Below are 25,246 nucleotides of genomic sequence, written 5' to 3'. Positions count from 1 at the left end.
CGCAGGGCTATCGGAGCGCGGGCGGCCGGATCCGGGCGTACCAGTCGAGCAGGGCGGGCTCGTCCACCGCGCTGCGTTCCACCACCCGGGCCGGATCGGCGCCCTGGAACAACTTCTTGATCGGCACTTCGAGCTTCTTGCCGGTGCGGGTGTGCGGAATGGCGGGTGCGACGAGGATTTCGTCCGGGACGTGCCTCGGGGAGGCCTCGGCGCGGATGACCTCCTTGATCCGGGTGGTCAGCTCCTCGTCGAGGGTGCTGTCGGGGGCGAGCACCACGAACAGCGGCATCCAGTAGCCGCCGCCGGGCTGTTCGACGCCGATGACCAGCGCTTCGGCCACCTCGGGCAGGCGTTCGACAGCCTGGTAGATGTCGGCGCTGCCCATGCGGATGCCGTGGCGGTTGAGGGTGGAGTCGGAGCGTCCGTGCACGACGATGCTGCCGTGATCGGTGATCGTGATCCAGTCACCGTGCCGCCACACGCCGGGATAGGTGTCGAAATACGCGTCGTGATAACGCTTTCCGTCCGGATCGTCCCAGAACTGGACCGGCATGGACGGCATCGGCGCGGTGACCACGAGTTCGCCGACCTCGCCGCGCACCGGCTCACCCGTACTGTCGTAGGCGTCGAGCGCGACGCCGAGGTAGGGCGCGGAGAGTTCGCCCGGCCATACCGGCACCGTGCGGACGCCACCCGCGAAGGCCGACACCACATCGGTGCCACCGCTGATCGAGTTCACCGGAATGTGCTCGCCGACCTTGTCGCGCAACCAGAGTGCCGAACTCGGCGGCAGCGCGGAGCCGGTGATGCCGATCTGCCGCAGCGCCGAAAGGTCGTGGTCGCGACCGGGTTCGGCGTCCGCCTTGAGGCAGGCCAGCACGTAGCCGGGACTGGTGCCGAGCACGGTGACGCGGTGTTCGGCGGCGATCCGCCACAACGAATCCGGCGCCGGATGGGTGGGGCTGCCGTCGTAGGTGACGATGGTCGCCCCGGCGAGCAGGCCGGCCACCTGGAAGTTCCACATCATCCAGCTGGGGCTGGTGTACCAGAGGAAGGTGTCGTCCGGTCCGATATCGGATTGCAGGGCAACGGCTTTCACGTGTTCGACGAGAACGCCGCCGTGGCCGTGGACGATACCCTTCGGCAGGCCGGTGGTGCCGGAGGAGAACACGATCCACAGCGGGTGGTCGAAGGCGAGCGGTTCGGTGACGACGGCCCGTCCCGGCGAGCCCGCTGTGGCCTCCGCGAAGGGCACGGAGTTCGGAATCCGGTTGCCCAGCCGGGTGATCGCCACCGTGGTGTGCACCGAGGTCAGCCCGTCGCGCAGGGCGGCGATATCGGCCCGCTTGTCGAACACCTTGCCGCCGAAGCGGTATCCGTCGGCGGTCACCAGCACCACCGGCTCCAGCTGACCCAGCCGGTCCAGTGCCGCCTTCGCCGAATAGTCCTGCCCGCACGCGCTCCACACCGCGCCGACCGCCGCCGTGCCGAGGAAGGCGATGACGGCCTCCGGAATGTTCGGCAGGTAGCCGACCACACGGTCGCCGGGGCGCACACCCTGCGATCGCAGGGTGTGTGCGAAAGAAGCTGTCGCACTGAGAAGTTCGTCCCATGTAATCTCCTGCGCGGGGGCGTCCTCGCGGAGTGCGATGAGTGCGGGCCGATCGGTGCGGGCCTGTCGCACGACTCGGTCGACGTAGTTCACCCGGGTGCCCGGGAACCACCGCGCGCCCGGCATGGCGGGATCGGCGAGGACCTCGCCGGCGATGTCGCCGAGCTCGAAGTACTCCCACAGCGTGCGCCAGAATCCGGTCGGATCGTCCACCGACCAGCGCCACAGCGCGGCATAGTCGGGAGCCTCGATGTCGTTGCGGCGCTCGGCGAATCGCGCGAAGTCGGTGATCGTCGCCTCGGTGAGGTCGCGGTCGGACGGCGTCCACTGCGGTCGCATCGGTGTTCCTCCTGAGTTTCCCGGGCGGCGCCTCAGCGGGCGCTCCACCCGCCGTCCATCGTGTACGACGCGCCGGTGACCATCCCGGCGTCCGGCCCCGCCAGCCACGCCGTGAGCGCGGCGACCTCCCCCGGTTCCACCAGGCGCTTGATCGCGCTCTCGGTCAACAGGATTCGCTCCACGACCTCGCTCTCGGCGATGCCGCGGGTGCGGGCCTGATCGGCGATCTGCTTGTCCACCAACGGTGTCCGCACGTAGCCGGGATTGACGCAGTTGCTCGTCACGCCGTGCGGGCCGCCCTCCAGCGCGGTCACCTTCGACAGCCCCTCCAGGCCGTGCTTGGCGGTCACATAGGCGGCTTTGTAGGGCGAGGCGCGCAGGCCGTGCACCGAGGAGATATTGATGATCCGGCCGAAACCGTTGGCGTACATGTGCGGTAGCGCCGCGCGGATCAGCAGGAACGGTGCTTCGACCATCAGGGCCAGCAGCGCGCGGAACCGCGCGGGATCGAATTCGGGGATCGGGTCGATGTGCTGGACGCCCGCGTTATTGACCAGGATGTCGACATCGAGGGCCAGGTCCTCGAGAGCGTCGGTGGCCAGCAGGTCGACGGCCCACGCGGTGCCGCCGAGGGCGGTGGCGACCTCGTGGGCGCGGTCGGCGTCGATATCGGCGACCGTGACCTTCGCGCCGCGCTCGGCCAGCGCCTTCGCGCACGCCGCGCCGATCCCGCTGCCGCCGCCGGTGACCAGGGCGTGCCTGCCGTGCAGCGTGCTCATTCGACGCTCACCTGCGCCGCATCGCGCCGGGCCGAATCGCGCTGGGCCGCACTGGCTGTCGTCACCGCGGCGGGCGTTTGTCCCGAGGCCAGCGCGGCCGCGTCGGCCTCGTCCACGTCGGTGAGATCGACGCCGCGGGTCTCCCGGGCGACGATCACCGCGATCGCCGTCACCGCGCACGCCGCGGCCAGGTACCAGGCGATCGGCACCGCCGAGTCGAACGAGTCCAGCAGGCGCACCGCGATGATCGGCGCCAGCGAGCCCGCCACGATGGAGGTGACCTGATAGCCCAGGGACACACCGGAATACCGCATCCGGGTCGGGAACATCTCGGCCATGATCGCCGGCTGCGACGCGTACATGAGCGCATGGAAGACCAGGCCGATGATGATCGCCGCCATGATGACGGCGTTGTGCCCGCTGTCCATCATCGGGAAGGCGAAGAAGCCCCAGGAGCCCGCCGTGATCGCGCCCGCCAGGTACACCGGCCGCCGCCCGATCTTGTCGCTGAGCCGCCCGGCCAGCGGGATCGCGAAGAAGTGCACCGCGTGCGCCGCCAGCAACCACCACAGGATCACCGAAGTGTCCACGCCCACCTGGACTTTCAGGTAGGTGATGGTGAACGTGACCACCAGGTAGTACATGATGTTCTCGCCGAAGCGCAGGCCCATCGCGGTGAAAACGCCACGGGGATACCGCTTCAGCACCTCCACCACGCTGAACGAGCTCGCCTTGGCCCGCTCGGCCTGCTGCTGGGCCTCCACGAAGATCGGCGCGTCGGTGACCTTCGTCCGGACGTAGTAGCCGACCAGCACGACCACCGCCGACAGCCAGAACGCGACCCGCCAGCCCCAGCTCAGGAACGCCGCCTCCGACAGGGTGGAGGTGAGCGCCAGCAGCACCAGCGTGGCCAGCAGGTTGCCCATCGGCACGCCCGCCTGCGGCCAGCTGGCCCAGAATCCGCGGCTGCGGTTCGGGCTGTGCTCGGCGACCAGCAGCACCGCGCCGCCCCATTCACCGCCCACCGCGAAGCCCTGGATGAAGCGCAGCAGCACCAGCAGGGTCGGCGCCCAGTAGCCGATCTGGCCGAAGGTGGGCAGGCAGCCCATCAGGAAGGTCGCGCCGCCGACCAGGAGCAGGCTGAATTGGAGCAGCTTCTTGCGGCCGTACCGGTCGCCGAAGTGGCCGAAGACGATGCCGCCGAGCGGGCGGGCGGCGAATCCGACGGCGTAGGTGACGAACGCGGCCAGGATGGCGTCGAGCTCGCTGGTGCCCTCGGCGAAGAAGATCTTGCTGAACACCAGGGTCGCGGCCGTGCCGTAGAGGAAGAACTCGTACCACTCCACGACGGTGCCCGCCATGGAGGCGGTCACCACCCGCCGTAATCCGGTCGGCGCCGTTGCCGGCTCGCCGCTACGCCCCGGTGCGTTCTGCGCGCGCATCCTGCTCTCCTCGTGATCCGAACCACGGTCGCCGATCGAATGTGATCGGCGACACGTCTATCTCGGATCGAGTATCGGTGCGCATTTACGCCCATGCAATGGCCAGATGTGCAGGACATATCTGCGAGAATGCAGATATGTCCGCGAGTTCGCCCGGGTCCGCGCGCCCGCCCAGCGCCGACGATCTGCTCGTCCTGCTCGCGGTCGGGCGTTCCGGGCGGTTCGTCACGGCCGCGGCCGAGCTGGGCATCAACCACACGACGATCTCCCGGCGCATCGCCGCGCTGGAGGCGACGCTCGGCGGGCGCGTGCTCACCCGCGTCACCGGCGGCTGGGAGCTCACCGATCTGGGGCGCGCCGCGCTCACCGCCGCCGAGGCGGTCGAATCGGCGGTGCGCTCGCTCGCCGCCGATCCGGCCGGGCCGCCGGTGCTGCGGGGCGTGGTGCGGATCGCCGCCACCGACGGGTTCAGCGCTTACGTCGCGGCGCCCGCCGCCGCCGAGGTGCAGCGGGAACATCCGGAGATCCAGGTGGAGATCGTCTCGACCCAGCGCCGCGCCTCCCAGCAGCGGTCGAGCCAGGACATCGAGATCGTGGTCGGCCAGCCCGACGTGCCGCGGGCGCGGGCCGAACGGCTCGCCGACTACTGCCTGGGCCTGTACGCCGCGCCCGACTACCTACGCCGCCACGGATTCCCGCGGACCGAGGCCGAACTCGCCCGCCACTCCTTCGTCTACTTCATCGACGCCATGCTCCAGGTCAAGGCCCTCGACCTGGCCGCGCGCTTCACCCCGCCGATGCGCGAATCCGTCACCTCCACCAACGTTTTCGTGCACGTCGAAGCCACCCGCGCCGCCGCGGGCATCGGCCTGCTGCCCTGCTTCATGGCCGACCGCCACCCCGACCTGGTCCGCGTCCTGCCCGACCAGGTCACCGTCGGGCTCACCTACTGGATGGTCGCCCGCGCCGAAACCCTGCGCCGCCCCGAGGTGGGCGTGGTCCTCGACGGCATCCGCGCCCGCGTCGACGACTTGCACGACGTTCTGCTGGGGTTGGATCGCTGAGTCGCCGCGGCCACTCGGCCCGCGCCGCCAGGACCCGTCTCGGCATCTGTCAGAAGTTCCGGGAGTAGACCGGGAACTGGCCGCCGAGCACGAAGGCACTGACGAGGAGCACCGTCGTGACCATGACCAACGCGATGTCCGCCGGCCCCACCCGGAGTCCGCTCAACCGGATCTCGCGCCCCAGCGCGCTCTCACCGGCGAATGTGAAACCACGTGTTTCCAGGGCTTCCACCGTGGTTCGAGTGCGCTTGGCGGTGTTGAGCATCATCGGGTAGAAGCTGCGCACCAGCATCATCGCGAGGTGGTGCACGGAGCGCCAGCCCAGGATGCCGCGGCGGGCCGGCGGCGCCGAGCGGAGCCGATAGCCGTCGATGATGGTGTGGAACTCGTCCATCATGACCGGCAGCATGCGGTAGCCGTAGCTCACGCCGAAACTGAGCAGCGGCGGCGCGTGCAGGCTGACCAGAGCGTTGGACAGCTTCTCCGGATCCAGCGAGACGAACGCCGCCATGCTCGCCAGGGAGATGACGCCCAGCTTCAACGTGAGGGTGAGCAGCGACATGATGGTGCGCAGATCGCCGTCGAACAACCATGCCGCGGCGAACAAGTAGACGCTCTCCATGACGAGGCCGAAGGTGAACAGCCCCAGCACCAGGGGGCCGACCCGGCTGAGCAGCACCATTACCGCGGTGAGGGCGAACAGCGCCCCGAGCGTGACGATATTGTGCGTCAGCCACGGCACCACCGCGAACACCAGGTACCAGCACAGCACCACCCGCGGATCGCGGCGCGAGAGCAGACCGCCGCGGGTGGCGTAGGCGGTGCGGAGGAGCTCGAGCTTGACCCACTCCACCGACAGGACATCGCGTGGTTTCCGGTTCACGTCGTGGTTCCGATCAGGTCGGCGGGCGAGCAGGCGGCGACGAGGGCATCCACCGACAGCGGTGGCGGGCTCATGCCGAGCGACCTGCCCAGCAGACTGATCTGCGGGGGGATCAGCCGCACCGCCTCGGTGAGCTCAGGAGTGTCGAACAGCGCGGCGGGCGTGGTGTCGGCGACGACGCGGCCGCCGTCGAGCACCAGCACCCTGGTCGCCCACTCGGCCACCAATTGCATGTCGTGGGTGGCCACCATCACACATCGGATGTGCTCGGAGAGGGTGTCCAGCATGGCGGTGACATCGTGGCGGGTGCTCACGTCCAGGCTGGAGGTGGGTTCGTCGAGCAGCAGCAGCGAGGGGCTCATCGCCAGTCCGATGCCGAGCGTCACGCGGCGCTGCTGGCCACCGGACAGCGTTCGCCCGTCGCGTTCGGCGAGTTCGGTGAGCCGCAGTTGACGCAGGACCCGATCCACCAGCTCGGCGGTGCCGGGGCGCCCGCGCTGGGCCGGGAACATCGAGATCTCCTGGCGCACGGAGTCCTTCAGGAACATCTGCTCCGGATGCTGATACAGATAGCACACGTGCTCGGCAAGCTCCGCCGGCCGGACCGAACGGGTGTCCACACCATTGACCTCGACGGTCCCCGTGCGAGGGACGATGATTCCGGTGAGCAGCCGCAGCAGCGTCGACTTGCCCGCCCCGTTGGATCCGACCACGGCGACGCGTTCGCCCGCGTGCAGGCTCAGGCTCACCTCGTCGAGGACCGCCGACCGCGCGCCGTGGACATCGCGGTACCCGTGACCGACCCCCGTCAGCGTGGCCACCACCGGATCGCTCGCCGAGGTTCCGGCCGCGGCTTCGGTCGTACGTCCCGCGACGGGTCTCCGGCCCGCGGCGACGAGGGCGTCGCGCGCCTCCTCGATGGTGAGCGGCACCTCGGCCTCGGGTGCGAGCCGCGCGACGGCGGACACGATCTGCGGGGCCGGGATTCCGTGCCCGGCCAGCTCACCGGTGCGCGAGAGTGCTTCGCGCACCGGCAGATGCCACCGCACCGCGCCATCGGCCATGAGCACGACGCTGCGGGCGTACCGGGCGATGAACTCAGCGTGATGCTCGATGACCACGATGGTGGTTCCGCGTTCGGCATTCACGCGCGCCAATATCCGGTAGGTCTCCTCCGCCCGTGCCGGGTCGAGTTCGGCGACCGGTTCGTCCACCACGATGACCGCCGGTTCCATGGCCAGCACACCGGCCAGGGCGGTCAAGTGCTGCTGCCCGCCCGACAGTTCCCAGATGTAGCGGGGCGCGAGGTGGTCGATGCCCAGCAGCCGCATGGCGTCTTCGGCCCTGGCCCGGAAGTCGGGCAATCCGAAATTGAGCGGGCCGAAGCAGACGTCGTCGCGCACCGAGGGCCGGACCAGCTGATTGCCGAAGTCCTGGTACACGTACCCGACGCGATGCGAGAGCGCCGCGACCGAGGCGTCGAGGGTGTCGACGCCGTCGACGGTGACCTTGCCGCTGAACTCACCCGACCAGAAATGCGGTATCAGCCCGTTGAAGCTCTTGCACAGCGTCGTTTTGCCCGAGCCGTTGCTCCCGACGACCGCCACGAAATCACCGCGCTCTATCGCGAGATCCACCCCGGTCAGACTCGTCTGCTCCGCACCGGGGTACTGGAAGGACAATCCCTCCACCCGGATCACGTCGGTCACTGATCGGTCTCCCGTTCCGGCCTGTTCTCGCGTGCCACAGCCCGCGCGGCGACGACGATCCCACCGAATACGAGCAGCGCGGCCGCGACGCCGACCCACAGGAAGTTCGGTCCGTACTCGTCGAGGAAGTCCGGTTCCCAGACGCCGAACTGCACGTCCGCCGCTTCCAGCAACGCGAAGAACGCCGAGCCGAGCATCAGGAGGATCCCGAGACCGATGAACGCGGCGCTCGGGCGGGCCCGCCCGGCCAGCGGCTCCGCGGGATCGCGGGGCCGCATGCCCATGAGGGGTTCGATCTTGCCGTACAGACGCGCCGCCAGATACGCGGCCGGGATCGCGCCGAACAGGACACCGCTGATGAGGAAGTCCGACGCGAAGGCGAAACCTTCCAGCAGCAGAATCGATTCCGGCAGGCCCTCCACGTATTCGGCGTCCTCCACACCGACCCAGACCTTGGTGATGTCGACCAGGCCGCCGATGCCCTTGTCGATCGCGACCGCGACCATGGCGGCGGTGGCGACCTGCCACTTGCGGCGGGGATCGCGCACCAGCGAGCCCGCGACGTACAAACCGAGGGCGAGCTGGAGGTAGCCTTCCACCTCGCCGATTCCGGAGAAGTTGCCCATCAGGAGATCGACGAAGACGATCTCACCGAGGGGCGCGCCGAGCGCGGCGTAGAGCGGGTTGAACAAGCTGACCATCACGACCGGGACGAATGCCAGGTAGGAGACCGACAGCTCGACCGGGCCGACCCGGAACTCGGGCAGCACCTCGGTGAGGATGTTGGCGAGCCCGAACAGCGTCATCGACAGGACGAACACCATCAGCTTCTGCGAGGACGTCATGTCCTGGGGACGCGGCACGGTGCGGGAACGGGCGGAGATGTCACTCATGACTGACTTTCTGCACTGGTGGGTCGAGCGGGAACAGCGGTGGCCGGTGAGCCTTCGATCGCGGCGCGCAACGCTTCGTGCACCGCGGTGATCGAGTCGAGCAGCAGATCGGGCCGATCGGCGGCGAGCCCGTCGGCGAGCGCGTCGTCCGCGGGCGCGCCGCCGCGCACGACGACCGCCGTGCCGACACCCGCGGCCCGGGCCGCGGCTACGTCGCGCCAGGGCTTGTCGCCGACGAACCAGCAGTCGGCCGGGTCGACGCCGAGTGCCCGGGTGGCGGCGAGCACCAGCGCGGGATCGGGTTTGCGGTAGCCGACTTCGTCGGAATAGGCGAACGCGCCGATCAGTTCGATGACGCCGGCCTCGCGCAGGCGACGGCGCCCGCTGCGGCCGCAGATCGTGTTCGACACGATCGCCACCGGGATCGCCGCTTCCCGGCACCAGGCCAGCAGTTCGGACACGCCGTCGCGCACCTGGCAGCTGCTCTTGGCCTGGGCGTAGCCGAAGGTGAGTTCCGTCGATTCGGCCAGGAGCCAGTCGCGCGCCGTCGCGGGCAGGTGCGGTGCGACGAACTCGCCCCAGAACTTCGCCGGGGTGACCTCGGGGTAGCGGTCACCGATCCGCTCGGTTCGCTTGCCGGCCTGGTAGGCGCGGCGCGCGTGGTCGAGTGCCGCGACCATCTGGTGATCGGGGACCGCATGTCCGGCGGCGCGCAGCCGAATCGCGACCTCGGTGGCGAAACCGGCGATCGCCTGCGGTGTCTTCACCGACGAGGTCAGGACACCGCCCTGGTCGAGCAGCAGCGCTTTCGGCGTACCCGGCCGCCGGGGTGACACCGGTCGCGGTGGCGTCTGTGGTCCGGGCCGCGCTTCGAGGAGCAGGGGGAGCAGCTGCTCCGGCGTGTCGAAGATCGCATCGGGACGCTCCACCACGGCGAAGGGCGGGCTGTCGGTGTGCTTGCTCCGGGTGAGTATCACCGCGCCCACCCCGGCCCGGCGTCCGGATTGCACGTCCCGATCCTGGGTGTCGCCGACATACCAGCACCGGTCCGGCGTCGTCGCCAGCGCGGCGGCGGCGCGGTGCATCATGCCGGGGTGGGGCTTGCGGATGCCCGCCTCGTCGGAATAGAGCTGGACCGCGAGGAGATCGGCGAGCCCGAACTGGCGCAGGAGCCGGCGATGCGCCAGGCCGGAATGGGCGTTGCTGACGATGCCGACCGGAATGCCGAGATCCCGTGCTGTGCTCAGCAAGTCGCGCACGCCGGGCCGCACTTCGTGATCGTTGAGCAGCGGATTGATCGCGGCCATGAGGTGCAGCGCATCGCCCGCGGCCCTCGCCCGGATCGATGCGGGCTGATCGGCGAGCAGGAAGTCCTCCCACAGCGCACGATGGGTCAGCTCCGCGGGTTCGCGGGTGCGACTCATGGCGTGCTTCCAGTGGCGGAGTGCGGCCAGCCCCGCGGCCAGCGAGGCGTGCACGCGCTCCGGGTCGAGCGCGTGGCCCGCCCGGCGCAGCTCGGTACACACCAGGGCGGCCGCGTCACGCAGGCCTTCCGGGCGCTTGCGGGTCTCGAAGACCACCCCGCCGAAGTCCAGCAGCAGCGCGGCCGGTCGCACGCGCAGCGCGTTCGGCACCGGCTCCGCATCGAGCGCGGGGGAGTGCAGGGGTGGGCCCGAAGTCATGGTGGCGTTACTCCAGATGTGTTCGTGGGCTGGGACTTGACGAGCGTGGAGCCGTTCTCTGAACGGAAAGGGGGACTCCTGTAGACGAGGAGTGAACCCGACTGGAACGTTCCAGTAGCCGTCGGCGCGGCCGGGCTCCCGCACGCCGCGCGCGAGGGATCGCCAAGATAGGGCTATGACCATCCGCCGAACGCGCCGCCCGACGATCGTCGACATAGCCGCTCGGGTGGGCGTCTCGAAATCGCTGGTATCCCTTGCCCTGCGCGGTGACGAAGGGGTCAGCGACGCGACGCGCGCCCGTATCGTGCAGGCGGCCGACGAACTCGGCTACCGCTCCAACTCGCTGGCGCGAGCGTTGGTGCGCGGCCGGACCGGTCAGATCGGCGTCCTGGTCACCGACTTGCGCAACCCGTACCACACCGAGGTCGCGCTGGGCGTCGAGACCGCGGCGGAGGCCGTGGGCCTGGAGACCTTCCTGGCCAACGGCCGTCGCGATCCGAACCGGATGGCCGCACACCTCAACGCCATGCTCGGCCTCAATATGGAAGGCATCGTCGTGGTGAGTTCGCGTGTCGAGTACGCCGTACTGGCCGCCGCCGCGAAAGAGACGCCGGTGGTGGTGGTGGGCCGTCCCGAGGACACGCCGCCCGGCCTCGATTCGGTAGCCAACGAGGACGAGGCGGGCATCGGGCTCGCCGTCGATCACCTGATCGGGCTGGGGCACCGCCACATCGCGTTCGCCTCGGCATCACGGCGCCCGGCGGCACTGGCGCGGCGCCGTGGCTACGAGGCAGCGCTCAGGCGCGCCGGTCTGGAGCCGCTCGATGCTCGACCGGTCCCGCTCGGCGCGGGCCGAACCGAAGCGATCGACGCCATCCTGCGGGGGCGGGCCACCGCCGTCGTGACCAACAACGATCTGCTCGCCGTCGACGTCCTCGACCGGGCCTTCGATCTGGGCGTGGACGTCCCCGGGCGGATATCGGTCGTCGGTTACGACAACACAGATCTGGCCGCCCGCGTGCGCCCCCGTCTCACCAGCGTCGACCAGTGCGGACCGGCACTCGGCGAAACGGCGGTGGCGTTGCTGCTGGAGCGGGTCGCGGGCCGGGACGCCGACCGGCACGAGGTGCTGTTCCCGAACCTGGAGGTCCGCGACTCCACCGCATCTCCGGCTTTCTGATCCCGGCCCGTACCTCGCTGACCTCGGCTCCCGTCATGGTTCGCTCGGGGTTGTTTGCCGATTCACCTCGGGTATGAGTGCTGATTGTTTGCCGTTCGCTTTCATGGAAGACGCTCCCCAGGTCCTGAAATGGGGACGCGTCGGTCTCGACGGCCGAGGCTGAGCAAGAAAACCTGATGAGGTGGCAATTACATGAGGGGAACGACCCGTCGCGGCAGCCGCAACGTGTTCCGCATGCTGACCGTAGCGACCGCAGCTGCGATCGGCCTGACGCTGGGCAATGGCCCGGCATCCGCTGAGATCGACAGCAGGGCGCATATCGTCGACAGCGCCGGTCTGACGATCGAAGCGATCCAGGAAGACACCCTGATCGAGTTCATCCCGCCGCTGGATGGCAACCCGCTGACCCGTGAGTGGTTCCACAACGGGACCGCCGCCTTCAAGATCAGCGGCGACGGCGCGGAGGACTTCGAGGGCGAGATCACCATCGGTTACCAGGTCGGCTTCCCGGCCTCGTTCGACGGCAAGCTCTCGTTCGGATGGTCCACCCCCGGTCTGGAGCTGGAGCTCGGCCTCGACGGTGGCGGCGCTGTGACTCTCGACAGCCTGATCCCGCAGGCCGGTGTCGAGCTCGAGGTCGGTTTCGGCCCGGGTATCGAGACCATCGAAGCCGCTACCGGCGAGATCTCCGGTGACGAGGGCTTCATCCGCATGCACGGCTTCCACGGCACCGTCACCGGTGTGGTCGGCCCGACCAACATCCGGCCGTTCGTCACCGTGAAGAGCTCCGACGGCGGCACCGTCACCACGTACGGCAAGCCCTGGACGCTCTGATTCGGCGGTCACCTTTACGGTGACCACAGCGGATCGTGCGGCGGCGGCCTACCGGACGTAGGCCGCCCCAGCTGAACAAATATCGGGCGGGGTGTGCGAATGCGCACCCCGCCCTTGCTGTTTCCGCGAGTGGGCGACAGGCGGCACTATCCCATCCGGCTTCGGTGAGCGCGCGGACTCCGCTCGGCCGGCGACGGGATTCCGCGCGCTCAGTCGCCGGTCCCGAAACTGCCTTCCAACCGGTTCCGCGACCCCGGATGCACCAGCCGCGCGGCGCTGACCAGCCCGCCCGCCGACCAGGTGCGGCGACGAATCAGCAGACACGGTTCACTCTCGGGGATGCCGAGCAGGCGGCACTCCTCGGCGCTGCCCAGCACCGCCTCCACGATGTGCTCGCCGCGCACCAGCGGGGCCACCTGGCTGAGGTAGGTGTTGGGGGTGGTGGCGGTGAAATCCTGCTCCAGGTACTGCGGCACCTCGGCGGGGTTGACGTAGCGGTCCTCCACCTGGAGCGCGACGTCGTCCTCGAAGTGCACCATCAGCGAGTGGAACACCTTGCCGCGCACGGTGTTCCGCAGCACGGGCGGCGCTTCGTCGGCGTCCTCGGCGCGCACGAAGATCACCTCGGTGCGGTGCCGGTGCCCGCGCTGGGAGATCTCGTCGGCGATATTGCGCACCTCGAACAGCGGCGAGGCCTTCTTCGTCGGCGCGACGAAGGTGCCCACGCCCATGACGCGGTTGAGCACGCCCTCGGCGGTGAGGTCGCGCAGCGCGCGGTTGATCGTCATCCGCGACAGGCCCAGCGCGCTCACCAGCTGGTTCTCGGACGGTATCTGATCGCCCTCCTGCCACCGCCCGCCCTTGATCTGCGAGGTGATGAGCTGCTTCACCCGTTCGTAGGCGGCGACCTCGGTGCCGAGCCCGCCGTACAGCGCGGCGAGTTCCGCGTCGACCACTTCGATCCCCACCACCGGCATCCGTTCTCTCACCGCACGCGCGCGTGCTCCCGATGGCTCCGGGGCGGCGTGCCCCGTAGCCGTTGCGCTCCTCTGTGCGCCCATCATCGCACCAGCGCCCGCAGTTGCCGGGTCGCGACCGACAACGCCGCCAGATCGTCCTCGCCCGATTCGGCGATCGCGCCGAGGATGCGCCGGGTGCGGTCCAGCCGGGCGGCGCTGCGCTGCTCCCACCGGCCCACCACGGGTTCGGCCGGCTCGCCGGGATCGCTGTCGAGCAGCACGTCCCGGCAGATGGCGCGGGCGGTGGCGTACAGCTCGTCGCGCAGCGCCACGCGGGCGAGCGCGTTCCATTTCGTGCCGCGTTCCAGTCGCGACACCGCGACCAGGTGCGGCACCACCTCGAGCCGGTCGCCGAGCAGGTAGTACACCTCGGCCACGTCCCGCGGTGGGCGCCCGGACAATTCGGCGACCTCGATGATGTCGAGCAGCGCGAACTGGTCGAGCAGCAGCGCGAGCCGTCGGGCGAGGTCCGCGGGCACGCCGCGCGCGGTCAAGGCGTCGGTGCGCGCGGCGAGCGATTCGGCGTCGCGACCCGTCAGCCAGCTTGCGATGTGCGGGGTGAGCGCGGCGACGGTGTCGCGGAACCGGCGGATCTCCGCGCCGACGGCGAGGGGTTGCGGCCGCTGCGTCAGCATCCAGCGCGCGCCCCGGTCCAGCAGCCGCCTGCTGAGCACGATCAGTTCGTCGGTGAGGTCGGCGCTCAGGCCGGCGGCGCGGATGTCGCGCCACAGCGCGGGCAGGTCGAAGACCGCCGCCACCACCGCGAACGCGCGCACGGCGTCGGCGTTGTCGGCCCCGGATTCCTCGGCGAGCCGGTAGGCGTAGGTGATGCCGCCGTGGTCGACGACGGTGTTGGTGAGCACGGTCGCGACGATCTCGCGGCGCAGCGGATGCGCGGCGATGGCGTCGGCGTAGTTCTCGCGCAGGCGCGCGGGGAAGTAGGCGGCGAGGTCGTCGGCGAAGGCGGCGCTGTCGGGCAGGTCGCCGGCCAGCAGATCCGCCGCGAGCGCGAGCTTGACGTGCGCGAGCAGCGTGGCGAGTTCCGGGGAGGTCAGCCCCTGCCCGGCCTTGCGGCGCGCCGCGATCTCCTTCTTGGTGGGCAGCGCCTCGAGCGTGCGGTCCAGCCCCCGGGTGGCCTCCAGTTGTTCGATCAGCCGCCCGTGCACGGCCAGCGTCGCGGCCGCGCGCGCCCGGCCGGTGCCCATGAGTTCGTTCTGGGATTCGTTGTCGGCCAAGACGAGTCGCGAGACCTCCCCGGCCGTCTCCGCCAGCAGCGCGTTGCGCGCCGCCGCGTCCAGGCGTCCGGAGCCGACCAGTCCGTCCAGCAGGATCTTGATATTGACCTCGTGATCGGAGCAGTCCACACCGGCGGAGTTGTCCAGCGCGTCGGTGTTGATCCGCCCGCCCGCGCGGGCGAATTCGATGCGGCCCAGCTGGGTGAACCCCAGATTGCCGCCCTCGCCCACCACGCGGGCGCGCAGCTGCGCGCCGTCCACCCGCACCGCGTCGTTGCCCTTGTCGCCCACGTCCAGGTGGGATTCGGTGGCCGCCTTGACGTAGGTGCCGATGCCACCGTTCCAGAGCAGGTCGACGGGAGCGCAGAGGATCGCGCGCACCAGCTCCGGCGGCGTCAGTGTCGTGACGCCGTCGGCCAGCCCGAGCGCCGCGCGCACCTGCGGCGCGATCGGCACGGCCTTGGCGGTGCGCTCCCAGACGCCGCCACCCGGGCTGATCAGCTCGGGCGCGTAGTCGGCCCACGACGAGCGGGGCAGCGCGAACAGCCGCGCCCGCTCGGCGAACGACCTCGCGGCGTCGGGATCGGGGTCGAGGAAGATGTGCCGGTGGTCGAACGCCGCGACCAACCGGATGTGCGGGCTGCACAGCATGCCGTTGCCGAACACGTCCCCGCTCATGTCGCCGATCCCGGCGACCGTGAAATCCTTTGCCTGCGTATCGATTCCGAGCTCGCGGAAGTGCCGCCGCACGCTGCGCCACGCGCCCTTGGCGGTGATGCCGAGCGCCTTGTGGTCGTAGCCGACCGAGCCGCCGGAGGCGAACGCGTCGCCGAGCCAGAACCCGTATTCGGCGGCGACCTCGTTGGCGAGGTCGGAGAAGGTGGCGGTGCCCTTGTCGGCGGCGACGACGAGGTAGCTGTCGTCGCCGTCGCGACGCACCACCCGCGCCGGGGGAAGCACCGCGCCGCTCGCCAGATCCACGTTGTCGGTGAGGTCGAGCAGTCCGCCGACGAACGTGCGGTAGCAGCGAATCCCTTCCTCGCGCAGCGCTTCTCGATCGGCGGCGGCGTCACCGGTGGGCGCTGGCGGACGCTTCACCACGAATCCGCCCTTCGCCCCGACCGGGACGATCACCGCGTTCTTCACCGCCTGCGCCTTCGCCAGGCCCAGCACCTCGGTCCGGAAGTCCTCCTTGCGATCCGACCAGCGCAACCCGCCGCGCGCCACCTTGCCGAACCGCATGTGCACGCCCTCGACCCGCGGCGAGTAGACGTAGATCTCGAAATGCGGCCGCGGCAGCGGCAATTCGGGAATGCGGCGGGGATCGAGCTTGAACGACAAGCATTCCCGGCCCTCGGTGACGTCGCGGTAGAAGTTGGTGCGCAGGGTGGCCGCCAGGGCGTTGCGGTAGGCGCGCAGGATGCGGTCGGCGTCGAGTCCGGGGACGGCGGCGATCTCGTCGTCCAGGGTGGCGGTCAGGTCGCCGGCCGCCGCCGGGTCGACGCGCTCGGGATCGAACGACACCTCGAACAGCTCGATCAGACGGTGCACCAGGGCGCGATGTTCGCCGAGTACCGTGGCGATATGGGTCCGGCTGTACGGCAGACCGCCCTGGCGCAGGTAGTTCGCGTAGGCGCGCAGCACCGCGACCTGCCGCCAGTTCAGGCCCGCGCGGGCCACCAGCTCGTTGAAACTGTCCGCCTCGGCCCGGCCGTGCCAGATCGCGGCGCACGCGGTGGTGAAGCGCTCGGCGAAATCGCGCTCGTCCAGAGGTTCGGGCAACGATCTTGCCGGGTAGCGCAGCGTGAACTCGTAGATCCGGCAGGTGACGCCCGCGCTGTTCGCGACGGTGTAGGGGCGCTCGTCGAGGACTTCGACGCCGAGGCTCTGGAGAATCGGCAGCACTTCGCTGAGGGTGAGCGCGCGGCCGCCGACGTAGAGCGTCAGCCGCCATTCGCCCGAGGTGTCTGCCGCGCGTTCGAGTCGCAAGTCCAGCGCATCGGGTGTGAGCCCTTCGAGACGGGTGACGTCGTCGGTGGCGCGCTCGGGATCGCGATCCTGCTTATAGCCCGCGGGTATCGCGGACGTGTAGTGCAGCGCGCGGTCGCGGTCCAGGGTGCTGCCCGCGAGGAATCGCTCGTCCCAGGTGTCGCGCTCGCGGACCTGCGGGGCCGCGGCCGAATCCGTCGAAGTCGCCTTCATGTCACTACCTTCCGGCGGAGGCGCCACCGCGTCCGCCCGGCTCGCTTGACAGTTAGTTGTATATACAGGACTATACACGTATCCCCGGATTTTCGTGACCCGGACCACAGACTCGGTGTTAGCCGTAACCACATGTGAGGAGAGACTTCATGAGCGACGTCCCCGGCCCCCGTCCGGTGTCCGCGAGCCGCGGCAGCGAGCTGAGCACGCTCGGCTGGCAGCAGGAGGGCGCGCTGCGGATGCTGATGAACAACCTCGATCCCGACGTGGCCGAGCGCCCCGACGACCTGGTGGTCTACGGCGGCACCGGCAAGGCCGCGCGCGACTGGGCGGCGTTCGACGCGATCGTGCGGACGCTGAAGACGCTGAAATCCGATGAGACGCTGCTCGTGCAGTCCGGCAAACCGGTGGGCGTGTTCCGCACCCACGAGTGGGCGCCGCGCGTGCTGCTGGCGAACTCGAACCTGGTGGGCGACTGGGCCAATTGGGAGGAGTTCCGCAAGCTCGAACAGCTCGGCCTGATCATGTACGGCCAGATGACCGCCGGGTCGTGGATCTACATCGGCAGCCAGGGCATCCTCCAGGGCACCTACGAGACCTTCGGCGCGGTGGCGCGCAAGCGTTTCGGCGGCACCTTGGCCGGCACCATCACCTTGACCGCCGGGATGGGCGGCATGGGTGGCGCGCAGCCGCTCGCGGTGACCATGAACGAGGGCGTGGCGATCTGCGTGGACGTCGATCCCGCCCGCATCGACCGGCGCATCGCGCACGGCTACCTCGACACCAAGGCCGACTCGCTGGACGAGGCACTGCGCCGCGCCGTGGAGGCGCGCGACGCGCGGACGCCGCTGTCGATCGGCCTGGTCGGCAACGCCGCCGAGGTGTTTCCGCGGCTGCTGGCGATGGACGCGCCCATCGACATCGTCACCGACCAGACCTCTGCGCACGACCCGCTCTCCTACTTGCCTCTCGGTGTGGCACTGGAGGATTGGCACCGCAAGGCCGAGCAGGACCCGGTGTGGTTCACCGAGCAGGCGCAGGCGTCGATGGCCAAGCACGTCGAGGCGATGGTTGGGTTCCTGGACAAGGGCGCCGAGGTGTTCGACTACGGCAACTCCATTCGCGACGAGGCGCGCAAGGGCGGCTACGACCGCGCGTTCGAGTTCCCCGGCTTCGTGCCCGCCTACATCCGGCCGCTGTTCGAGGAGGGGCTCGGCCCGTTTCGCTGGGCGGCGCTCTCCGGCGACCCGAAGGACATCGCCGCCACCGACCGCGCCATCCTCGAACTCTTCCCCGAGAACGAGCACCTGAAGCGGTGGATCACCATGGCGGGGGAGAAGGTGAAGTTCGAGGGACTGCCCGCCCGCATCTGCTGGCTCGGCTACGGCGAAAGGCACCGCGCCGGACTGAAATTCAACGAGATGGTGGCCTCCGGCGAACTTTCCGCCCCCGTCGCCATCGGCCGCGACCACCTCGACTCCGGTTCGGTCGCCTCCCCGTACCGCGAAACCGAGGCCATGCGCGACGGCTCCGACGCCATCGCCGACTGGCCCCTGCTCAACGCCCTGCTCAACACCGCCTCCGGCGCCTCCTGGGTGTCGCTGCACCACGGCGGCGGCGTCGGCATGGGCCGCTCGATCCACGCCGGCCAGGTCTGCATCGCCGACGGCACGCCGCTGGCCGCCGAGAAGCTCGAGCGCGTGCTCACCAACGACCCGGGTATGGGCGTCATCCGCCACGTCGACGCGGGGTATGAGCACGCCGCGGATGTGGCGCGTGAGCGTGGGGTACGTATTCCCATGTGGGAGAGCTGAGTTCGGTAGTTCGCGACCCCGGAACCGTATGGACGGTTCCGGGGTTGTTCTGTTGTGGGTGCGCCGCGGTCGAGGCCGGCGAGAGTTTCACGATCACGCGGGACGGTCAACCGGTAGCCGAACTCAAGCCACTCTCCTGGCGGGGGTTCGTTCCGGTTTCCGAGCTCGCGCGCACCAGTGCGCGTATTCCGCGCATCGACTATGCGGAGTGGCACGCATTGCCGCTGCCTCCCCGGCATCCCGGCGACTTCAAGGGATTCGGTCCGCTGCTGAACATCGTCGCCGTCTAGCGGGTGGGCGCCGGGAGCACGCTGGATCGCAGACGTAAACGGCCGGCGGCGTTGTGCCGTCGGCCGTTTCGCGCGGTGGGGGTCAGTCGAGTGGGCCGACCACCGACTCCGCGCCCGCGACGAGGGCGCCGGAGGCGGCGAGTTCCACGGCCGCTTCGATTTCGGGTGCGAGGTAGCGGTCCGTCCCCGGCCCGGCCACGCGTTCGCGCAGCACCGCGCGGACGGCGGCGGTGGCGGGGGAGGGGGTGAGGGGAGCGCGCAGGTCGAGGGCGCGGGCGGCGGTGAGCGCTTCGATGGCGAGGACGCGCGTCAACCCGTCGAGCGCGCGGCGGAGTTTGCGGGCCGCGGACCACCCCATCGACACGTGGTCCTCCTGCATCGCCGAGGACGGAATCGAATCCGCGCTGGCGGGTGCGGCGAGGCGCTTGAGCTCCGAGACGATGGCGGCCTGGGTGTACTGGGCGATCATGTGGCCGCTGTCGACGCCCGGATCGTCGGCGAGGAACGGCGGCAGGCCGTGGTTGCGGGCCTTGTCGAGGAAACGGTCGGTGCGGCGCTCGCTGATGCTGGCGAGGTCGGCGACCACGATGGCGAGGAAGTCCAGCACGTACGCGATCGGCGCGCCGTGGAAGTTGCCGTTGGATTCGACGCGCCCGTCCAGCGTGACCACCGGATTGTCGACGGCGCTGGCCAATTCCCACGCGGCGACACGCTCGGCGTGCGCGAGGGTGTCGCGCGCGCCGCCGGCCACCTGCGGTGCGCACCGCAGCGAGTAGGCGTCCTGCACGACGGTGCAGTCCGGCGTCGCGTGACTCGCTATGATCGCCGAATCATGAAGCAGCCGAGTCATGTTCGCGGCCGCGGCGGCCTGGCCGGGATGCGGGCGCAGCGCTTGCAGATCGGCGGCGAACACCTTGTCGGTGCCCATCAGCGCCTCCACGCTCATCGACGCGGTCACATCGGCCAGGCGCAGCAGGCGGCGCAGGTCGTGACAGGCCAGCACCAGCATGCCGAGCATGCCGTCGGTGCCGTTGATCAGCGCCAGCCCCTCCTTCTCCGCCAGCTCGACGGGCTCGATCCCGGCGGCCGCCAAAGCCTGTGCGGCGGGCAGGAGTTCGCCGTCGGCGTCGCGCACCGTGCCCTCGCCGATCACCGCGAGCGCCACGTGCGCCAGCGGCGCGAGATCGCCGGAACACCCGAGGCTGCCGTATTCGTGCACCACCGGGGTGATGCCGGCGGTGAGCAGCGCGGCGTAGATCCGCGCCACCTCCGGCCGCACGCCGGTGCGCCCGGTCGCCAGCGTCGAGAGCCGCAGCAGCATCAGCGCGCGCACCACCTCGCGCTCCACCTCGGGCCCCGACCCGGCCGCGTGCGAGCGAACCAAGCTCCGCTGCAACTGCTTACGCAGCTCCAGCGGAATGTGACGGACGGCGAGCGCGCCGAATCCGGTCGAAACCCCGTACACCGGTTTGGGATCGGCGGCCAGCGCCTCGATCCGCTTGCGGCTCTCGCCGATCGCGGCCAGCGCCTCCTCGGACAGCACCACCCCGGCGCCGCCCCTGGCGACGCGCACCACGTCCTCCGGCGACACCGGACCGGTCCCGACGATGACCGGCTCGCCGGCGTCCGCGGAATGCCGGGCGTGCGGCAGGCTTTCGATGCTCACAATGTCTCTCCGTTCGAAATGCTCGGTGGTTCAGGAAAATTCAGACGCGATCGTGGATCGACGGGTCGCCATCGGTCGCCCCGTGCCGGGCGGCGGCCCTGGTGCCGCCGCGTAGCGGTGCGGAGTCCGGGGACGCCGTCGAAATGTCACTGGACGTCAGGTCGACGGCCGCGGTCTTGTTGTGCAGCGCCGCAGTGCCATTGGTGGCTGCGGCGACGACGCCCCCGGGTGAATCGCCGCTGCTCGCGGTGTCGGCCACGTCGGCGGGTGCGGTGCGCGTGCTGTCGAATGCGACGGTGCCGTCGACGGCTGCGGCCACCATGCCGTCCGGCGACCCGGCCCCGCCTCCCGACACCACCGCAGCCCCCTGCGGCCGCACCCACCGCCGATACGCCAACCACAGCAGCACCAACCACCCGCCCCCGACGAACAGCGCCACCCGGCTGTCGGCGTCGAACGCGATCACCACGATCACGAACACCAGGAACCCGATGGTGATCAGCTGCCCGTACGGCCAGAACGGCACCGGGAACTTCAGCGCGGCGGCCTCGGCGGGGCTCATCCGGCGGCGCGACCGGTAGTGCGAGAGCAGGATCATCAGCCAGACGAAGATGGTCGCGAAGGTGGCCAGCGAGGCGATCACCAGGAACACCTTGTCCGGGATCAGGGCGTTGAGCAGCACGCCGACCAGCAGCGTCGCGGTCATGATGACGACGGTCATCCACGGCACGCCACCCCGCGAGACCTGCCGCATCACCCCCGGCGCCTGCCCGCGCTGCGCCATGCCGTACATCATGCGCCCCGCGCCGAAGATGTCGCTGTTGATCGCCGAGAGTGCCGCGGTGATCACCACGATGTTCAGCACCGTCGCGGCGGGACCGATGCCGAGCGTCTGGAAGATCTGCACGAACGGGCTGCCCTCGGAGCCGATGCTCTGCCACGGGTTGAGCGCCATGATCACGGCGAGGGTGAGCACGTAGAACAGCATGATGCGCACCGGGACGGTGTTGATGGCGCGGGGGATGGTGCGCTCGGGCTTCTCGGCCTCGCCCGCGGTGATGCCGATGATCTCGGTGCCGCCGAAGGCGAACATCACGATGGCGAAGCACAGCACGAACCCGCCGATGCCGTTGGGGAAGAACCCGCCGTCGGCCCACAGATTGCTGACGCCGGTGCCGGTGTCGTGCATGCCGAAGCCGAAGATCAGGATCGCGATGCCGCCCGCGATCATCGCGAGGATCGCGACGACCTTGACCAGGCTGAACCAGAACTCCACCTCGCCGAACACCTTCACGTGCAGCATGTTGAGCGCGCCGATGAAGAAGATGATCGAGAGCACCCAGATCCAGCGGGGGACGTCGGGGAACCAGAAGCCCATGTACACGCCGAACGCGGTGACGTCGGCGAGGCAGACGATGAGCATCTCGAAGGTGTAGGTCCAGCCGGTCATGAAGCCGGCGAGTGGGCCGAGGTGTTTGGTCGCGTACTCGCCGAACGAGCCGGAGACCGGATTGCTCACCGCCATCTCGCCCAGCGCCCGCAGCACGATGTAGATCGCCGCGCCGCCGATCAGGTACGCCAGCAGCACCGACGGGCCCGCCCGATTGATCGCCTCCGCCGATCCGTAGAACAGCCCGGTGCCGATGGCCGACCCGAGCGCGATGAAGCGGATATGGCGTGCGGTGAGACCGCGAGTAAGCACGGCGGCGGGCTTGTTCAAACCAATCTCCCGGAGTCTTCAGGGCGGAAAAGTGCGAGCGATACGACCGCGGCGCGCTCTGTGCGCCGCATCACACGGCTACATGTATAAGCCTGTCTATACAGGATTGTCAATCCGCACGGGGCGGCGACCCATGATGCAAGATCACCCGCCCGTGGCGAATTCCGGGCAACGCTTGACAGGTTGTATATACAGGTTTATACATATCCCTCATGGCGTGATCCACCGCACGCCGCGCCTCTCCGACGTTGTCGCCGCAGAAAGCCGATGTCATGAAGAACGACGACGCCCGCAGGGCTCCTGACCCCGGAACGCCGCGCCATCGACGTGGTACAGGGCGGCGACCGGTGCGCCGCGGGTCGGTTCACGCTGCACCCCGGCGCGAACACGGGAATCGTCGCCGGCCTGGCTTCGGTGCTGCTCTGGCCCCGGGACCCGCGATGGGCCGGTCCGGACAATCCACCCGATCCATGCCGACGGCGGCGTGTCCTCGGAGTTCGCGCCCGATCGCGCGCTCACCGGGGAGGATTCGCGGTGAGCGCGTCCCGTACCCGGCGAGAGAGGAGCAACTGAGGTGTCGACCACCGCGTTGACCGGAATCGGTGTCCTGGTGACCAACGATCCCACCGTGGGGGAGGGGCAGCTCGGGATAAGACGCGACGCCGCAGTGGTTTTCGAGGACGGCGTGGTGGCCTGGGTCGGGAACTCCGCCGACGCCCCGGCCGCCGACATCGCCCACGATCTCGACGGGCGGGCCGTGCTGCCGGGATTCGTGGAATCCCATTCGCACCTGGTATTCGCCGGTGACCGGGCCGAGGAATTCGCCGCGCGGATGTCGGGGCAGAAGTACGCGGCGGGCGGCATCCGCACCACCATCGAAGCCACCCGCGCCGCCACCGACGAGCAGTTGGCGGCGAATGTGCGCCGCCTGCTGGACGAATCGGTGCGCACGGGCAGTACCACGGTGGAATGCAAGTCCGGCTACGGCCAGACCGTCGAGCACGAGTTGCGCAGCGTGCAGGTGGCGGGACGGTTCACCGAGGAGGTGACGCTGCTGGCCGCGCACGTGCCGCCACCCGAATATGCCGGGCGCGCCGACGATTACGTGGCGATGGTGGTTGGCGAAATGATCCCGAAGTGCGCTCCTCATGCGACTTGGATCGACGTGTTCTGCGAGGAGGGCGCGTTCGATCGCGATCAGTCGCACGCGGTGCTGACGGCGGGCATGGCACACGGTCTCGTGCCGCGCGTGCACGGCAATCAGTTGCGCCAGGGGCCGGGCGTGCAGCTCGCGGTGGAACTCGGTGCGGCGTCGGTGGATCACGTCACGCACGTGAACGCCGACGACATCGAGGCTTTGGCGCACAGCGACACCGTGGCCACGTTGTTGCCCGGTGCGGATTTCAGCACCCGCTCCCGCTACCCCGACGCCCGCGCGCTGCTCGACGCCGGGGTCACCGTCGCGCTCGGCGCGGACTGCAATCCCGGCACCAGCTACACCACCAGCCTGCCCTTCTGCATCGCGATCGCGGTCCGCGACCTGCGGATGACCCCCGACGAGGCCGTGTGGGCGGCCACCGCCGGTGGGGCGAAAGCCTTGCGCCGCAGTGATATCGGCGTTCTGTCCCCGGGCGCGCGCGCCGATGCGATCGCGCTCGACGCTCCCTCGTACCTGCATCTCGCCTACCGTCCCGGCGTGCCGCTCATCAGCCGGGTGTGGCGCGGTGGCGCACTCGTCCACACGAACTGAGGTGTCATGAATTCCGGTTGGTCCGGCCGTATCGACGGCACCGCTCCCGAGCATCTGCGCTGGCATCAGATCGTCGAACCCTACGAGCCCGGCGGTGCGCCGGGTGCGTGCGCGTTCGTCGGGTTCGCCAGCGATGAAGGCGTGCGGCGCAACAAGGGCCGGCGCGGTGCGGCCGCGGGACCCGACGCGCTGCGTTCGGCCTTGTCGCCGATGGCTCTCGCCGCACCGCTCCGTGCGATCGACGCGGGGACCGTCGCGGTCGCCGGTGAGCGGCTCGAGGAGGGACAGCGCGAATTGGGTTCGCGGGTAACCGCATTGCTGGACGCGGGGCACTTCCCGGTCGTCCTCGGTGGCGGGCACGAAATCGCTTACGGCACTTACCTCGGGCTGGCCGGGTCCACGCGCCGAGCGCCGGGCACTCGCGTCGGAATCCTGAACCTCGACGCCCATTTCGACCTGCGGCCCGACCCGGTGCCGAGTTCCGGCACGCCGTTCCGGCAGATCCTCGAAGCCGACGGCGACTCGGTCCAGTACTCGGTGATCGGGATCAGTCAGCCCAGCAATACGAAGATCCTGTTCGACACGGCGGCGACCTACGGTGTGCGCTACCTCCTGGACGAAGACTGCGGACAGTCGAACGCCCTCGCGTTCGTGGACGATTTCCTCGCCGGCGTGGACCTGGTCTACCTGACCATCGACCTCGACGTGCTCCCCGCCGCCGTCGCCCCCGGCGTCAGCGCGCCCGCGGCGTTCGGGGTGCCGCTCGCGACGATCCAATCCGTGTGCGACTACGTCACCGCCAGCGGGAAGTTGGCCGTTGTCGATGTGGCGGAACTGAATCCGAGTCTGGATGTGGACAACCGGACGGCTCGGACAGCGGCGCGGTTGCTGCACCGGATCGTGACGGGGCATGTGGCGTTGGTGGGGTGAGTGTGGTGGACGGCGGGTAGTCCGGCTCGGCGCCGGCGTGGCTCACGGCTCACGACCGGCCTCGCGGTGCTGCTGTCCCGGCTGGTCGCGGGCCCGGCTGCCGGGGTGCGTACGCCGTGTGGCGGTGGTGGCGGGCCGGACGAGCCTCGGGGTGGTTCGATCTCGGTGGGGAATCCGAGGAGGACACGCCGCGATGGCCGGGT

General features: G+C 69.8%; 15 protein-coding genes and 2 pseudogenes. 6 read left to right on the top strand and 11 right to left on the bottom strand.

Annotated elements, in window-relative coordinates; all coding sequences use genetic code 11:
* Positions 1-7 precede the first annotated feature (7 nt).
* From OHB21_RS00585 to OHB21_RS00575, 3 genes are read right to left on the bottom strand one after another with little or no spacing between them, the layout of a single operon-like run.
* The gene (locus OHB21_RS00585; RefSeq protein ID WP_195125685.1) at positions 8-1,951 is read right to left on the bottom strand and encodes an acetoacetate--CoA ligase; all 1,944 of its coding nucleotides are present in this window, start codon (positions 1,949-1,951) and stop codon (positions 8-10) included.
* A 32-nt stretch (positions 1,952-1,983) separates the two neighbouring features.
* Positions 1,984-2,730, bottom strand: coding sequence for a 3-hydroxybutyrate dehydrogenase (locus OHB21_RS00580; RefSeq protein ID WP_067508551.1), 747 nt, complete (start codon positions 2,728-2,730; stop codon positions 1,984-1,986).
* Positions 2,727-4,172: an MFS transporter gene (locus tag OHB21_RS00575; protein ID WP_067508547.1), complete on the bottom strand. Its 1,446-nt coding sequence runs from the start codon at positions 4,170-4,172 to the stop codon at positions 2,727-2,729. The genes OHB21_RS00580 and OHB21_RS00575 overlap by 4 nt, the downstream gene beginning before the upstream one ends.
* 137 nt (positions 4,173-4,309) lie before the next feature.
* Between OHB21_RS00575 and OHB21_RS00570 the strand changes: the two genes are divergently transcribed.
* Entirely contained in the window at positions 4,310-5,236 is a 927-nt protein-coding gene (locus OHB21_RS00570; RefSeq protein WP_084537549.1) for a LysR family transcriptional regulator, read from the top strand.
* A gap of 49 nt (positions 5,237-5,285) precedes the next feature.
* Here the strand turns inward: OHB21_RS00570 and OHB21_RS00565 are convergent, their stop codons facing one another.
* Genes OHB21_RS00565 through OHB21_RS00550 form a run of 4 tightly spaced genes read right to left on the bottom strand, consistent with a single transcriptional unit; the run spans position 5,286 to position 10,403 of the window.
* Positions 5,286-6,119, bottom strand: a complete 834-nt coding sequence (locus OHB21_RS00565; protein ID WP_195125686.1) for an energy-coupling factor transporter transmembrane component T family protein — start codon at positions 6,117-6,119, stop codon at positions 5,286-5,288.
* Positions 6,116-7,828: an ABC transporter ATP-binding protein gene (locus OHB21_RS00560; protein WP_195125687.1), complete on the bottom strand. Its 1,713-nt coding sequence runs from the start codon at positions 7,826-7,828 to the stop codon at positions 6,116-6,118. The genes OHB21_RS00565 and OHB21_RS00560 overlap by 4 nt, the downstream gene beginning before the upstream one ends.
* Complete coding sequence (locus OHB21_RS00555; protein ID WP_195125688.1) at positions 7,825-8,721, bottom strand: cell division protein FtsQ; 897 nt, start codon at positions 8,719-8,721, stop codon at positions 7,825-7,827. The genes OHB21_RS00560 and OHB21_RS00555 overlap by 4 nt, the downstream gene beginning before the upstream one ends.
* Positions 8,718-10,403 carry an HAD-IA family hydrolase gene (locus tag OHB21_RS00550; protein ID WP_067508538.1) on the bottom strand — a complete coding sequence of 562 codons (1,686 nt, stop codon included), beginning with the start codon at positions 10,401-10,403 and terminating at the stop codon, positions 8,718-8,720. The genes OHB21_RS00555 and OHB21_RS00550 overlap by 4 nt, the downstream gene beginning before the upstream one ends.
* Positions 10,404-10,578: 175 nt before the next feature.
* Here OHB21_RS00550 and OHB21_RS00545 point away from each other — a divergent pair, with 175 nt between their 5' ends.
* The gene (locus OHB21_RS00545; RefSeq protein WP_067508536.1) at positions 10,579-11,583 is read left to right on the top strand and encodes a LacI family DNA-binding transcriptional regulator; all 1,005 of its coding nucleotides are present in this window, start codon (positions 10,579-10,581) and stop codon (positions 11,581-11,583) included.
* Positions 11,584-11,817: 234 nt separating this feature from the next.
* Complete coding sequence (locus OHB21_RS00540) at positions 11,818-12,417, top strand: MspA family porin (RefSeq protein ID WP_084537561.1); 600 nt, start codon at positions 11,818-11,820, stop codon at positions 12,415-12,417.
* 209 nt (positions 12,418-12,626) lie between these two features.
* Here the strand turns inward: OHB21_RS00540 and hutC are convergent, their stop codons facing one another.
* Both hutC and OHB21_RS00530 read right to left on the bottom strand, forming a co-directional pair.
* The gene (gene hutC, locus OHB21_RS00535) at positions 12,627-13,394 is read right to left on the bottom strand and encodes a histidine utilization repressor (protein ID WP_067508532.1); all 768 of its coding nucleotides are present in this window, start codon (positions 13,392-13,394) and stop codon (positions 12,627-12,629) included.
* An 83-nt stretch (positions 13,395-13,477) separates the two neighbouring features.
* A pseudogene (locus OHB21_RS00530) lies at positions 13,478-16,819 on the bottom strand (NAD-glutamate dehydrogenase domain-containing protein); the annotation flags it as partial.
* A 203-nt stretch (positions 16,820-17,022) separates the two neighbouring features.
* Here OHB21_RS00530 and hutU point away from each other — a divergent pair.
* Positions 17,023-18,687 (top strand): urocanate hydratase, encoded by a 1,665-nt coding sequence (hutU, locus tag OHB21_RS00525; protein WP_067508530.1) that lies wholly within the window; start codon positions 17,023-17,025, stop codon positions 18,685-18,687.
* A gap of 372 nt (positions 18,688-19,059) precedes the next feature.
* Here hutU and hutH read toward each other — a convergent pair whose 3' ends face one another.
* Both hutH and OHB21_RS00515 read right to left on the bottom strand, forming a co-directional pair.
* Positions 19,060-20,628, bottom strand: a complete 1,569-nt coding sequence (gene hutH, locus OHB21_RS00520) for a histidine ammonia-lyase (RefSeq protein ID WP_195125722.1) — start codon at positions 20,626-20,628, stop codon at positions 19,060-19,062.
* Positions 20,629-21,031: 403 nt separating this feature from the next.
* A pseudogene (locus OHB21_RS00515) lies at positions 21,032-22,363 on the bottom strand (amino acid permease); the annotation flags it as partial.
* Between the two features lie 574 nt (positions 22,364-22,937).
* On the opposite strand from OHB21_RS00515, the gene hutI reads away from it, so the two are divergent.
* Together hutI and hutG are read left to right on the top strand one after the other, a co-directional pair.
* Complete coding sequence (gene hutI, locus OHB21_RS00510) at positions 22,938-24,113, top strand: imidazolonepropionase (RefSeq protein ID WP_195125691.1); 1,176 nt, start codon at positions 22,938-22,940, stop codon at positions 24,111-24,113.
* A gap of 6 nt (positions 24,114-24,119) precedes the next feature.
* Complete coding sequence (gene hutG / locus OHB21_RS00505) at positions 24,120-25,043, top strand: formimidoylglutamase (RefSeq protein WP_067508527.1); 924 nt, start codon at positions 24,120-24,122, stop codon at positions 25,041-25,043.
* Positions 25,044-25,246 lie beyond the last annotated feature (203 nt).

The sequence above is a fragment of the Nocardia puris genome, assembly GCF_036051655.1.
In the GTDB taxonomy this organism is placed as follows: Bacteria; Actinomycetota; Actinomycetes; order Mycobacteriales; family Mycobacteriaceae; genus Nocardia; species Nocardia puris.
This window is presented reverse-complemented; position numbering and strand designations above follow the sequence as displayed.